The sequence below is a fragment of the Helicobacter heilmannii genome (genome assembly GCF_001283065.1).
Taxonomy (GTDB): Bacteria; Campylobacterota; Campylobacteria; order Campylobacterales; family Helicobacteraceae; genus Helicobacter; species Helicobacter heilmannii.
The window spans coordinates 36,621-50,886 of sequence record NZ_CDMK01000003.1; the positions used below are offsets into that span (position 1 = coordinate 36,621).

At 44.8% G+C, this 14,266-nt stretch carries 8 protein-coding genes; 5 read left to right on the forward strand and 3 right to left on the reverse strand.

All coding sequences use genetic code 11. The annotated features are described in order from the left end of the window. Positions 1-507: 507 nt before the first annotated feature. Entirely contained in the window at positions 508-960 is a 453-nt protein-coding gene (locus AOG36_RS06700; protein ID WP_129593193.1) for a tetratricopeptide repeat protein, read from the forward strand. A 938-nt stretch (positions 961-1,898) separates the two neighbouring features. Here AOG36_RS06700 and AOG36_RS06705 read toward each other — a convergent pair. The 3 genes from AOG36_RS06705 to AOG36_RS06715 form a co-directional block, all read right to left on the reverse strand. Next, entirely contained in the window at positions 1,899-2,558 is a 660-nt protein-coding gene (locus tag AOG36_RS06705) for a hypothetical protein (RefSeq protein ID WP_129593194.1), read from the reverse strand. Then, the gene (locus tag AOG36_RS06710; protein WP_015106688.1) at positions 2,552-4,771 is read right to left on the reverse strand and encodes a type I restriction endonuclease subunit R; all 2,220 of its coding nucleotides are present in this window, start codon (positions 4,769-4,771) and stop codon (positions 2,552-2,554) included. The genes AOG36_RS06705 and AOG36_RS06710 overlap by 7 nt, the downstream gene beginning before the upstream one ends. A gap of 123 nt (positions 4,772-4,894) precedes the next feature. Next, positions 4,895-5,230 (reverse strand): hypothetical protein, encoded by a 336-nt coding sequence (locus tag AOG36_RS06715; protein WP_015106690.1) that lies wholly within the window; start codon positions 5,228-5,230, stop codon positions 4,895-4,897. Positions 5,231-8,397: 3,167 nt separating this feature from the next. Here AOG36_RS06715 and AOG36_RS09395 point away from each other — a divergent pair. From AOG36_RS09395 to AOG36_RS06740, 4 genes are all read left to right on the forward strand, one after another. Then, complete coding sequence (locus tag AOG36_RS09395) at positions 8,398-11,982, forward strand: putative barnase/colicin E5 family endoribonuclease (protein ID WP_442345814.1); 3,585 nt, start codon at positions 8,398-8,400, stop codon at positions 11,980-11,982. A gap of 68 nt (positions 11,983-12,050) precedes the next feature. After that, positions 12,051-12,695, forward strand: a complete 645-nt coding sequence (locus AOG36_RS06725; RefSeq protein WP_053825760.1) for a PBECR3 domain-containing polyvalent protein — start codon at positions 12,051-12,053, stop codon at positions 12,693-12,695. Positions 12,696-12,786: 91 nt separating this feature from the next. After that, a complete protein-coding gene (locus tag AOG36_RS06730) occupies positions 12,787-13,188 on the forward strand; it encodes a hypothetical protein (RefSeq protein WP_053825761.1) in 402 nt (133 codons plus the stop codon). A gap of 556 nt (positions 13,189-13,744) precedes the next feature. Next, positions 13,745-14,002 (forward strand): hypothetical protein, encoded by a 258-nt coding sequence (locus AOG36_RS06740; protein ID WP_015106700.1) that lies wholly within the window; start codon positions 13,745-13,747, stop codon positions 14,000-14,002. Positions 14,003-14,266 lie beyond the last annotated feature (264 nt).

A 14,266-nucleotide genomic window follows, 5' to 3' on the forward strand; every position in this document is an offset into this window, starting at 1 on the left:
CTTGCACATGCGCTCGGGAACTAGGATCAGCCCAAAGTGGGCTGTGAAACTTATGAAAAAATGAAAATTTTTGAAAATTTTGGCGACTTGAATGCATGAGAGTGCATGAGAAGGTAAGCCAAGCTTACGCTTGGCATCTATTTTTGCTCTTGGGGGTAAGCCCCCAAACCCCCAAGAGAGGGTTTTGAAGTGAAAAATGAGTTTGTGTTGTGGCTGTATTGCGCCATTGCAGTAAGGAAGGCTTTGGGGGGTTTAAAATGAGAATGAGTGTTAAAGGCTGTATAACGCCTTTAGAGTATTAAAGAGAACCCAAAATGGGTTAGGGTTGTTGTGTTGATTGTGAGGGCTTCTAGGGTGGTAGAAAGGGTATTAGCTCTCTAAGCTATTGTTTGGTTTTTCTTTTCTTTTGGGTTTGATCGGTGGTGTGTGTTGTCTTTTGAGTGGCTCTTTAGAGTTACTTGTAACACTCTAACACTGCCCCCGCATTAAACATAACTAAATATCAAAATGATAAAACCGATCCGCCTTAGTCTACTTTTTAAAAAAGGCTTAGGAGGTTTTATGGTCAAAACAAAAGAAACATACTGTATCAAGGCAGATGTCTTACTCGATGAAACAATCACCATCAGAGAAACCAAAGGTATCGCATATCTCAATATGGCAAAAACAGTCTATGATGACAAGAATTATCAAAAGGCTGCAGAATACTATCTTAAAGCTGGGGAAGCTGGAGAAGCCACAGGGCACTACGAATTAGGCGGCATGCATTCTTGCAGCCAAGGAATCAAAAAAGATTTTGCCAAAGCTTTGAATATTTTCAAAAGGCTGCAGATATGGGAGGCAAGGGCTCACCAAAAACTAGGGATGATTTACGAATACGGACATGAAAGGCCACAAGACATTGCCAAAGCTAAAGAGCATGATCAAAAAGCTGTGGAACTAGGAGACTTTGTTGCATAAGATGCTTTGGATAGATTGCTCAAAAATAGAACACTCAAGGGTTAACTAGTCCAACAAACCTGTGCTATGTCCCTTTAGGTGGCTCAAATCAGTTATTCTTGAGAGAATATCCATGGGTCTGCTTGGCAATTTCAAGAGTAGAGGGGCTGATTATCTCTCTTCTCTCCAATCTAACACAGATGGGAATTTTTACACAAGTTTTGCCAAAAAACAAATTTGATTTGGTCAAATGTAGATAAAAATGTTCGAAATAGTGTTGATAAATAGATAACACTACATATTTTGTTCGGTATAAATAAACATTTAAACATTGTTTAAAATTGTATTAAATATTTTTTATAACTAGATAGAGTCTGTGGAGCTTGATGGGATCAATTGCTGGAGCTGGAGCACTTAGAATTTATGAGGGATTAAAGGCAATTTCCTTTCATAAGAGAGCGCATGGGTGCTGCAAAATGTAGCACCAATTATCTCATGCCTATAGAGTGCAAGATCGGGAGTTGGAAGTACCAGACCACGGTTCAGGGGGTTTTGCGGTTACCACATCTTAGCTAGCCGTGCCTTTGAGGGTTTATGTGTGTTCTCAAAGTTATACACCGCACTTAGTCACACCTCGCCAAGGATGGCGATAGTTTTTTTAGAGGCCTTCGGGCAGACTTATAAGTCTAGGACAACTAGACCAACATAGCCAATGAGTGCTCTGCAACTAGATAGTGATAACTGCAGGAGGTTTGATAAAAGTGAATGGTTTGTAGAGGGCACTCTAATCTGTACACAAATACTCTCCATCACACCAATAAGCACCATCCCACTCATAAACAACGCACCCTTAAGGTGTGCCAAAACGCATGTGTAAATACTCTTGGTTCTTCTTGGCATCCCATCTGGATTTGTGGCGTGCGTTGTAGGCATCCACTTCCTATATTGCTCAATCCACTTTAGAACCCTTTTGGGCCATTGTGTGCGCCTCGCATCAAAATTTCAAAGAGTTTGCGCCGAATCAAGTCTTCAAAATCTTTATTTTTTGTTAATTCGTTATAAAGTTGTTCGTTGCTCTCAAGCAAGCTCAGCGATTCATCTTTAAATCGTTTGTTAAAACCCATCCATTGATTGTCGTGATCCGAGTTGTTAAAATTTTCCATGAATATGGGATCGGCACGCATGCGACCTAGGGTGTCTTTTAGAGCTTTAGAAGCTTGCTCGCCCAAGGGGACTCCATGCGCCCTACTAAATTCCTCTAAAATCTCTGAAAGCTTTTCTAGCTCGCTTTGGGGCGTGTGGCTAGAGCTATCGGCTTTTGAGGGGTGTAACTTGGCTTGCCCCTCAAGGGCAATGCCCACATCTTGTTGTGCGATCTGCAAGCGGTAATCTTTAAGTTCCACGGCTTTAGTGATGTCCTCATCATCCTCTCTAAAGGGGGCTAGCTTCTTGATGAGTTTTTGGAGCAGTCTAAAAAGTTTTTCTAAGGACAGATCTTGATAGGGCAAGATCTGCACCAAAAAGGCGTAATTTTTGAGATAAGTTTTGGCCTTGCTGTAAAATTCTTGTTGTTTGCTAGGCTCTAAGGCGTGGTAGTGCAGGGCCATTTGATCTAGCATGGCATGGATTTTAGGCAAGGGGGCTTTAAGAGGGCTAGATAAAAGGCCTCAATTTGCTCTTGTGTATACACCCCATAGCCCTCTAAATGGCTTTTTAAGTCATAAAGTTTATTGGGGTCGCTTGGCTTGGCTAAAAAGGTTTGTTTGTAATAGGGCTCAAAGGCTTTGCTGATTTTTTCAGTGTCGTTTTCAAAGTCTAAAATGCAGGTGTCCTTTTTATTTGGGTGTATGCGATTCAAGCGTGATAGCGTCTGCACACATGCCACCCCACTTAAAGCCTTATCCACATACATCGTGTGCAGTAAGGGCTGATCAAAGCCGGTTTGGTATTTGTCTGCCACGATCAAAAAGCGGTATGCATCGGTGTCAAAGGCCTTAGGGGTTTGGCTCTCGCTAAAGCCATTTAAACTTGCCTCGCTTTGTCCTTGCACTTCTCCAGAAAAGGCAACCAAGGCCTTATGGGGGCGTTTTTCCTCTGCTAGTTGTGCTTGAAAGGCTTTAAAATAGCGCATGGCCACTTGACGCGAGCTGGTAATGACCATCGCCTTAGCCCTGCCCCCGATTTTATGATGCGTGTTGGTGTAAAAATGGGCGAGCATCGCTTTTGTTTTTTCTTCAATGCTTTTAGGGTGCTCTTTGACATAGGTTTTAAGCTTTCTAAAGGCGGGGTCCCTTTCATAGAGTGGATCATCTGGGGCTTTAGCCACTAAATTGGCGTAGAATGTGTAGGTGGTGTAAAATTTTAAAACATCCAAGATAAAACCCTCTTCGATGGCTTGTTTCATGGAATACAAGTGGAAGGGAATGAACTGCTCTGCCTTGGTCTTTGTCCCAAAAAGTTCCAAAGTTTCAGGCTTAGGCGTGGCAGAAAAGGCAAAATAAGAGGCGTTTTTGTTAAATTGCTTGGCTTTAATGGTTTGCAGTAAAAACGCATCGGGGTCTAGCTCTTCTTGTGTGGGCGCGCCTGTGGCTTTTTTGAGAGCATCGCCATACGCCCCGCCCTGAGAGGAGTGCGCCTCGTCTATGATGATGGCAAACTTTTTATCTGTGAGGCTGGGCAATTCTTCTAAGATATAGGGGAACTTTTGGATCGTGGCGATGATGACCTTTTTGCCCTGGGCCAACGCCTCCTTAAGTTGGCAACTGCCCTCAGTGATGGCCTCCACAACCCCCTTAATAGAAAAAAAGCTTTGGATGTTCTCTTGTAATTGTTTGTCTAAAATGATGCGATCGGTGATGACCAAGACACTATCAAACAAGGGCTTTTCATCCACGCTAAGCCCCACTAAAGCGTAGGTGAGCCACGCAATGGTGTTGCTCTTGCCGCTGCCCGCGCCATGCTCAATCAAATAACGCCCCCCCACACGATCTTTTAGCACGGCCGCACACAGCCTTTGCACGGCACTAAGTTGGTGGTAACGAGGGAAAATCACCCCCCTGTCCACAGGTTGCAAGAAGTTAAAAATGAGATTTAAAACTTGATCTTTTTGCAGGACTTGCTCCCATAAATACGCGCTTTTGAACCCCTGCGGGTTTAAAGGATTGCCCGCCCCACACTCTAGATCTAAAGCAGCGCTCCCATCGTTTAGCCCCTTGTTAAAGGGGATAAAGTGGGTGCGTGTCCCCTCTAGTTTTGTGGCAAGATAAACAAAGCTTTCATCTAGGGCGAAGTGGGCTAGGGCGTGTTTAAATAGGGGTTCGTGGGGGTCTCTTTTGCCGTATTGTTTAAGGGCGTGCTTGGCATTTTGGGCGTTTAAGCTGTGCTTAAGCTCTAAAGTAAAAAGGGGCAGGCCGTTTAAAAAGATTGCCAAATCTACAGAATTGTTGTTTTTGGTGCTGTAGTGCAATTGGCGCATGAGAGAAAAAACATTGCTTTGGTAGTTTTGCCAAGCGTCTAAATTCTTTTGGGTTTGGGGTTTGTTGTAGGCGAGCTTAAAGCTTAGCCCTAAATGCTCTATCCCCTCTTTAAGCATTTTGAGCATGCCTTTTTCTTTAATTTTTTGTTTTAAGTGCTCTAAGAGGTGTTGTTTAAAATCTGGGTCTCTTTGGCCCAAGTCCTCTAAAGCTTTAGCCTGTGTTTTCTCTAAAAATCCCCACAACAAGGCGGTGTCTAAACCAAGTTCTTTGTGGTAGCAAACACCCCTGGTGTAGCCACTCTGCAGTAAATGCCCCTCTATAAGGGCTTCAAGGTCTTTTTCTTGGTGTTGTTTCAAAGCCTGTCCTTTAAAGGGATTTGGCCTAGCACGGCTTCGCTGATGAGCGCGCTTTTATAGGCTTTAAGGGCTTTTATTTGGGTTTGTAATTTAGCCATGAGACGATCTAACTTTTGGGTTTTTTCATCTAAAAACGCGGCGATGGCGTTGTGTAGCTGTGTCGGCTTGGTTAATCTGTGTAGCTTCTTGCTCTCTTTGCTCTCTTTTTGCTTGAGTGGCTGTAGCCACTCCTTGCACTAGATTTTTTCTAGGTCGCCCTACAGGTCTTTTGCCCTCAAGCTCTGCTGTGAGTATTTTTTTATTCTTGTTAGACAAAGCTAAGAGGTGCTTAAAACCCTCTTGAATCTCCAAAGCTTCTTCAAACAACTCTAGCAAGCCTGCTTTTTGCATTTTTTCTTTAATCTCTTGCAAACGCAGGGCATAGCTTGTGATGTCCGCTGTAGAGTTGATGTCAAACATGGTTAGCTCCTTTGATTGTGGATTAAACGATCGACATAAAATCCCTACATAATATAATAAGTATTTGTGCTTGTTTCAAGGCATTGATTAGGATTTTGGTGTGCTTTGTGGAGAAAAAGTGCATTAAAAATATGACTAATTAGCCGCGCTTTTAGAGCCGCGCTTTTAGAAAAGAGCTTGAAGAAGAGGGGTTGTTGAAACAAGAGGCGATGCCCTTTTTAGAGTTTGTGGAAAACAACATTTACAAAGAAGGGGGGGTGCACTTTAACCAGCTGAACAACGCCTTAAAGAATCTCAACAGCAAGAAATATTACAAAGAAATCAAAGACCCCGGGCTAGAAGACTACCTTAAAAGGGCGGTGCAGCAATTCTTAAAAAAGGATGTGAAGGAGGGCATAGATGCGCTCTTTGCCACGAAACCCGAACTTGCTAGGGACATTAAGGAGCTCTACAACACCACTCTAAAAGATTACGCCCACATGAAAGAAGCCCTGAAAATGGCTAAGCAATTTGGCTTAAGGGATGTGGGGCGGGCTAAGGAAGCCGTGGCGGATGGATTGATCAAGGCGATCAAGGGGCAGGGTGAAGGCGGTGTGGGCAATTTAGATCGGATGCATTTAAACCCCAGCCAAAGAGAAGCGGCAGAATTGCACATTTTAAACCGCCTCTTTACCAAGAGTCTATATGACGAGGAAGCCTTAAAAGTCTTTGACAGCCAAGACTTTTTTAAACGGGTGCAACAGATCGGAGAAAACACCTTCCAATCACAGGCGGCTAAAGACTTTTTAGACATGGCCAGTGGGTTTAACCGCCTCTTTAGAAACGATGCCAAGATCGCCAAAATGCTGGCCCCCGCTAGGACAGAGCGCATAGGCGCGAGCATTGCCACCAGTGTTAGTGGGGCGTTTCAACACCAAATCACCAAAGAGCTTTTTGCGTTTTTGACCCGTTTAGTGCCCCACATCCCTTTTGCCACCCGCATTAATGAAAAGGTGAGCGGAGAGGTGTTGACACACGCCATCAAACAAGCCTTGCTCAAAAGCCACACGATCCAAGACTTTAATAAGAACATCCAAGCTAGGGCGATCACCGCGCGCTTTGACAACTCCACAAAGCGGCTCATCAAGGCGTGGACAGAGGAGCTAGAGCAGGGGGTGGAGCAGATAGGGAGCAGGGCAGCCCCTAAAACCATTGAGCAAGAACAAGCCCTTAAGATTTTAGAAAACCCCCCTAAAGCTGAGATACCCCAAGAGTTAGATGTGCAGGGCTTTTTAAAAAGTTTAGAAGAAGTGGAGAATAAAGACAACTTCATCACCCACTTAAGCAAAAAGCAAGATGCTCAAAGCCGTTTAGCCTACCTTAACCTAGTGGAGCCCACTTTAAAAGAGTGGGATTTGAAGCTGGTTAGGGGTGAGAGAAGCGAATACATCAAAAGCTTTAGCGATGGCAATGGCGGATTTTTTAGCCTACTCATCACGCAAGAGGGGGATAAAAGGCTCATCACCTTTATCCCCAAAACACGGCTAAAATTCTTACAGGATAAAGTTAAGAGTGCCGACCTTATCCAAACCTTTACCGGCCGAGCGGGTGATGGTGTTTGGCCCCGCATAGACAACTCTACCACACCCTCCCTAAAGAGCGATTTAAGCGCGCAAGAGATCAAAGAAGCGGTCAAGAAGTGGGATTTAGCACACCCTAAAGAAACAGACGCTTTAAACTTTGCTTTAGTCAAAGGCCTAGAGCTTACAGAGCTTAAAGAAGTGTTTAAGGCCGACAAGCTCTTAAGACAACTTAGAAGCACAGAAGTGAAAGAAAGCCTAGACAAGGGCTTTAGCCTTGAAGAAGTGCTAAATTACACCCGCCACTTGCCCACTTCTCAAAGAAATATCATCGGCGATGAACTCCACTACTCTAAAGCCCTAGAGAATGGAAAGTCGTTAAAAATTGTTGAAACCTACCAAGCCCCAGAAACCTTACGCTTTAGCCGTATGGATGTGGTGGATGAAAGAATGCCCCCACCTAAAGTGGATGAAACCCCCAACACACCTAAAGGCGATGAGCCCCAAGCTGGCTTGCCTAAAGACGATGAGCCCCAAAGCCCCAACACCCCCAACACCCCCAACACTAATGGGGGAGCAGCTGTAGACTTTAGCCAAATCGCCGCCCAAGCCAAAGAGCAGGCCACAGAGCTTTACTCTAAAGCACAGGCGCAAGAAGGGGGGTTTAGGGAGCTTTTAGAAGGGCTAACACAGCCTAGCAGCACTTTACAGGCTGACAATTTGCTTAAAAGTGTGGGGAGCATTGAGAGTAAGTTAGAGCGTAAACAGGGCAGAGTAGAAAGCCTTAATGACTTGCTAAGGGGGGCTATTGTTGCTAAGAATAGAGATGTTATTAATGACCAGTTAGCCCAAATTGCTATCCATTTTAGAGACTCTAACATCCCCCATCGCATCGAATACAAAGAATACCGGGCGAGTGGCTATGAGGGCGTGCATATTCACTTTAAGCACAATGATGTACCCGCTGAAATCCAGCTACACACTTCTAAGAGTTGGGAAGTTAAGAAAAAGCAAGATGAAAAATACCACATCATCAGAGAAGAGGAAAATAAGAGAACTCTACCTTTTGAGCAGATAGAGAAGCTCAAACAGGAGAGCCGCGCACTAGGTCAAGAGTCCGACTTAGATATTAAGCTTTTTACATCGTTTGATGTGATTTCAACTGAGTCCACTTCTGCAAAATCACTAAAACGCCTAAATGCAGATGAAGAAGAGAACTTAACCCATATCTTGCGGTTAAAGTCAAATTCAAAGGCGACATCTTCAGATGCAGATATGGCGTATAAACGCCCCGATTCAGAGTTAAACCAAAAAGAGGAGATCGCAACCGGGGGTAAGGGGATAGATTCAGACATACAAACTCCTTTAAAAAACGATTCTACCACACCCCCGCTTAAGAGCACGGGTAAAAGCCGCTTGCAAGCAGCGCTAGAAGAGCAACAAGCAAAGCTAGAAGCCAAAGAAGCAGAGATCAAAGCCAAAGCCTTACAAGACAAAGAAAACGCCGACAAGTGGCGCGCTAAACTCGCCCAAATCACCAAAGAAAAGCAAGCCCTAGCCGGCCTTAAAGACAATGACCGCTTGCTGCACATAGGCGAACCCATCCCCATGCAAAGGCTAGAGACTAAGAGCAGTGTGAGCCTTGACGATCAGCACATCTACCCCTTAGATTACGCCATTGTCAAGGCCACAGATTTAAAACCCAACTTCACCAGTGGCACGGGGACACAGGTGCGCACCCAAGCCAACCCCGAAATTGTGGACAAGATCGCCAAAGACTTTAACCCACAGCAGGTTTTCTTAAGGGGGGGGTTTGATGATTTGCCCATTGTGCTTGAAGATGGACAGGTTTTAGCGGGCAACCATAGGGCGCAAGGCATGTTAGAGTTTAGCCCAGAGAGCAGGGCTAAATACGAGCAAGCGGTTTTAGAGCATTATAAAGTCCAGCTGGAGCCTGATGAGTTGTTGGTGCGCCTACCTACAAATGGTTTAGAGCCCAAAGAGCTTTTAAACCTAGCCATGGCTAGCAACATCGAAAGGAGCAGCACACAGGGGGATAAATTCTTAAGCGCGCTGGGCAGATACGATGCCCAGATCACGCCCGAGAATTTAAAACACCTCGATTTAAACGCCGCGAGTGTGGACGATATGGTTTTGCGGGTGGCTACATTCTTGGACAAGCAAGCCAAAAGCCCCGATTTAGAAAAGACGAACTTAGCCCTACTGGGGCACACCGCCCGCAACAATGCGGACTTTTCTCTATCTAGGGTTTTAGATCACGCAGAAAACATTTTGAGCACGAAGGATTTTGTGGCCTTTAAAAAGGGCTTTGTGAACAATGCCGGGTCGTTTTACAATCTTTTAAACAACCCGTATTTGCCAAGTCTCAATCTTAGCATGCACTTGACAAGAGCCATCGATGCGACCGCTAAAGAGCTTGCCACAGACAGCCGTGCCCAAAATTTAAAAGAGCTCCTCGATCTAATGGAGCACCTTTTACGGATCACAGAGCCAGACTTAAAAGCGACTCTAAAGCTTAATCCTAGTGTGTTTGACGACACTTTAGCGCAGGCAATGGGTGTGGGCTTTGCGCGCTTCATGCGGCTTGAAAACCCCGACAGGCATTTATTTGAGTTTTTGCAAAACACCCCCCAAGCTTTAAAAGAGCTGTTGAGCCCAGATATTTTTACCCAAAGAAGCGCGAAGACCTTAAAAGATGCCAGCGTGTATGATTTTGCCAAATTGCTTTTACAAAGCGGGCAAAAGACCCAAGAGCTGAGCAAGGCCGCAGGGCTCTTAGAGCCTTTAGAAGCGCGGGCCAAAGCTTTTAGCAGTGCTGCAGCTACCAAAGAAGCGCAAAACCCCAAGAGTTTAAGAGAGCAGCTAAAAGCCGCGGGCAAGAGCGTGAAAGAGACAAGAGCGCTCTTAGAGCAAAACAAAGAGCAGGGCAAAGAGAACCTTGCCGGCCTGTTGGCCTACAAGAGCCAAAGCGCGCACGAGATCATGAAGAAGGGCGAAGAAGCGGGCTTGAATGGGGCGCAAACGCTCACCGCCTTATATATGTTTGACATGCTCAAAGCTAAAGAAGTCCAAGCGCGCATGCTCTTTAAAAGGGCGGGGGTGTATGACCTGCATTTAAAACCAGAAATCCAAGAAGCGCTAGGCACAAGACAAATCCACCTAACCCCCCAAAGTTTTAGCAAACTAGAGCTCACACAGGCCAAAGAGTTTAGCCCTTTGCTCAAAGCCACCTTTGAAGAGCCCAATGCGTTTGTGAAACAAGCGGACGGGGCTTTAGTCTTTGTCAAGGACTTTGGCACAATGAAGCTCAAAGCCCTTTTAGACCGCCACAACTTCTTAGATTTTTACCCTGTGCGCTCGTTCAATAAAGTGCCCCATGATCAAGAGGTGGTCTTTAGCAACTTGCCAGACTTGCCCCCCACACCTAAGTTAGAAGGGGACAAGCAAGCCCTAGCCCCAAAAGCGGCCACCCGTGTAGAAGAAGGCATCACCCCCAACCCCGCTTTTGGAGAACATTTTGCAGAGTTTGAGCTCAAGGGAGCTGAAGCGGTTAAGAAGTTGTTACAAGAGAAGAGGGGGCAAGTAGCCGGGGCGTTTTATAGGGAGGATTTGGGCGAGAAGGGGGGGTATATTGATCTAATTTGGGGAGCAGATGACAAGAGTGTTAAGGGGCTTAAGGGGGCTAATGGCAAACCTCTTAAACCTTACGGATTGTCTAAGATTGTAGAAAAGCATATTGATGACTTTAGCCCTTTTGCAGGGGATACGCCTTTTGAGAAGTTGGCTAGGGGTATTGAAGAAATTACACAACAAGGTATTATTGTTAATAAGGATGGTGTGCACACCATATGGCTTAAAAGGGATGATGGTTACTACCTAGTGGGTTTATCTAAGGGGTGGTTTGGCAAGGGGAACAATGCGTGGGTGGTTACAAGCTATAAGAAGGNAGAAGGGGACAAGCAAGCCCCGCACGCCAAAGCCTCAAGAAGTGCAGAAGAAGGGGATATTGTGCAAAAATGGCAAGAGGCTTTTAATGTTAAAGAGAATGAACCTTTCATTCCTAAATTTAGTCAAGAAGTGCAAGAAGCCTTAAAACCTATCTTACAGGGGCAAGAGATTAAGCTAACAAAAGGGAGCTTAGAAAAATTAGTTAAGCGCAATAGAGAAGAGTTTTTGCCTTTAATTAGACCGACACTTGAAGGGCCTGATGCTGTGGTTAAACAAGCAGACGGGGCGTTAATTTTTGTTAAAGATTTTCAAGGGAAAAAGTTTTTTACCAGTGTTGCGCGCAGTGGTGATGATAGTGATAGCTGGATCATAAGAAGCAATGCGCCAAAAACGCTTAATAATTTGCAGAACAAGATTAAGGAGGGGGGAGAGGTTTTATATAGTGGCTTGCCCGAACTTCCAATAATCGCTAAGCCCGAATTACCCGCTAAAGCGTTGAATAGCGAGGCAAGTTCGACTAACTCTACCACACCCCCCCTTAAGAAACAAGAGAAAGGGGCTAAAGCTAAGCACGCAGAATATACGCAAATGATCGAGGACGCTACAAAAGAGGGGATTATTAATGAGCATAATTATAAAACGCTCTACGGTATGCTAGAAAAGTCCCCCGACCAAGTCCCCGGTTATATCGCGACAATAAGACAGAATATCGCAAACGAAGCACAAGCATTGCGCAATCATCAGGCTTTCGGTGGGGGTAGTCTTTATACTCCAGAATTTAGCCCCCAAGTGAAAAAAGCTTTAGAGGGGATGATGGACGACTCCACTATAGATGGGCTTTATTTGGATTTGGATCACTCAAGCAAGATTAGCTACCGCCTTAGTGAAGATTCCCCTTTCATCAGTAATGACAAAGTAGGCACGCTAGAGAAAGAAGCCCCTATGGTTAAGAAGACTTTAGAAGACCCGCATTATGTGTTGCACCCCAATGAGAAGGTATCCCCTATTGTCTTTATTAGAGAGGAGGGAGAAGGGTTTTTTGTGGTGAGTATGAGTCCATACCGGCTTGGCCAATGGGGTTTAGGGCGGGTCAATTTAGAGGAATTGGAGGCGTTTAGAAAAATTAATAAACTCACTAAAGCCCTTCAAGGTTTTAGCTTGCCCCCTAAGCCTAAGATAATACGCAAGGCAACTAAACCTAGAAGCGATAACCCCCAAATCTAGAGCTCATCAGCAACACGCCTACAATTAAAGCAAGCAAAGAGGACATCACGCCAGAGTTTTTAGAGGAGGTGAAGAAGCGCAAGAATGAGAAGGTGTGGATAGGGGAACTCACTAACCCACAAATCCTTGAGCAACTAGGGTTTAACACAGACAAGCCCGTTAAAATGTTGTTTGATGGGGATGCGTTAAGGCATATTGAGAGCCGGCATGGAGTTGAAGCACCTATGGTGAAGGATAGGGGGCAACCAGCGGTGGAGCTAGAAGACATTAAAAATTACCCTGAAATCGTGAATAATGCGGATTTGATGAAAGTAGAAAATACCAGCATGGGTAAGCGGTTAGTGATTGGCAAGCAAATTAACGGGTATATGGCGGTGGTGGAAGTGATAGGCACCAAAAACAACCAATTAACCCTAAAGATGATGTATAAAGAAAATGGCAAGCTAAAAAATGCCAAAGAGTTTAAAGAGTCCATCAGTAACCACAATGTGGCGGATTCACGCCCGTTACATACGGGTGATTCCTTAGATACTGCTATGGACGCGACTAACCCTACCACCCAAGAGGTTAAAAGTCAAGAGCGCGCACCTAAGGTGGAAGACCCCCAAGTAAAAGCGCTTAGACAAACCGTCATTAATGACTTAGGTGGGAATGCTTATAAGCCCCTAAAGTCTGCTATCTTGCCTAAAGAGGAGCTATTTAAACAACTTTAAGGGCTATGCGCACTTTGGCAAAGACTTTACCCAATACAGAGATAAGGGGCTAGAGGCGCTGAAGTATGTTGCCAAGAGAAGACAAGGGCAAGTGAGCGGGGCCTATTATAGGCAAGATTTAGGGGCAATTGATATAGGCTATGCGCTGCCTGTAAAAGGCACAGAGGGGCTAAAAAGTGTCTTGGCAGGCCAGTGGAGCCAGCGCATGGATGCAGAAAACAATATCTACTACTGGACGCAAGCCTTAAGGGCTTTTGAGGGGGAGAAAGACAGCGAACGCATTTTACACGCGGTGGATAGGATCATTAGGGAAGGCACTTACAGCTTTGAGGACAAGCATCACATCTTAAATCTAGAGTTAGAAAACGGCCTTTATAAGCTCGAGCTTTTCCCCATAAGCTTAGATCAACCTAGCCACTTTTTCCCTATAGGTATTCAATACCACCATAAGCCCAAACCCACAGACCCCAATAACCCCATGGAGCGGGAGTAGCGTTAAATGAGCTTTAAAACGGCTTTAAACAGCGATGATGGTTTAAAAGGTTAAATACCCTAATGCTTATCTATGGATTGTAACACCAAACAGGAGACTCAGAGGTCATAGATCAACAATGATTTTTCTGTGCTTAAAAAACACAATGGTCAGGAAAATGAAAATGGGCAAAAGAGAGATCCTTGGAGAACATCACTTTAATTAAAATCTTTGAAGTCTTTGGTTTTCTCTGAGCTTAATATTAAAGGCGACCGCGTGGTTTTTATTGAAATCATGGACTACAATATCTTTAATGTTTAGCAAGAAATTTACCGCAAGGGCAAGACCCCGTTCGTGTTTTTACCCATTGGTGGACTGGGCAAGTCCGATAAGGGTGGCCCAACTCCCCTATTCAGTCAAAATAGACAAGCTAGAATAGAGGACATTAACACTTTTGTGGCACAGATGGCATTGAACACCCTTTTTTATTGGCAAATTGTGATGGGGTGGGTCGGGCGAGGGGGTGCAAGATAACCCTAATTTTCATGTGAACATCGTCACACTCAAGGATGCCTTTATGGAGGGAGAGAGGGCTAAAACAGGTTTTGAAAACTTGTGCAACAAGACAAACATCGAACTTAAAACCCTTTTTACTCAAGAGGATCGAGAAAAATTCAGTTTCAAAAACACCAAAAAGCCCCAGATTAGCAGTGCAGTCTCCAGCCACTTTAAAAACACATCTAGAATTGCTAGACTCGCCACTCACAGAAGAGACAATCAAGAATCTAAACGGGCCTTGTTTGATTTTCTCGAGAGTCGGTTGACAGGGCTCTAAAACACCTCCAAAGATGGGCTAATGATGGGCTAATAAAGCAACTTCGCAGGCTTTTACTGTGCCAAGCTAAAAGCACACAACCCACACCCCGCCCGCAATGCCTTTGCACACAAGAAAGGGTGTGACTTGTAAGCCTTGCTAAAAGTCCAGCTACCAAAGACTCAAAAGTAAATATATAGTCTTGGTGCTGCATGCCCCATAACCTTAACCTAGGGTTTTCGCTGGGATTTATGGTAGATTGTGCTTTGTTGGCCACTTTGCTTG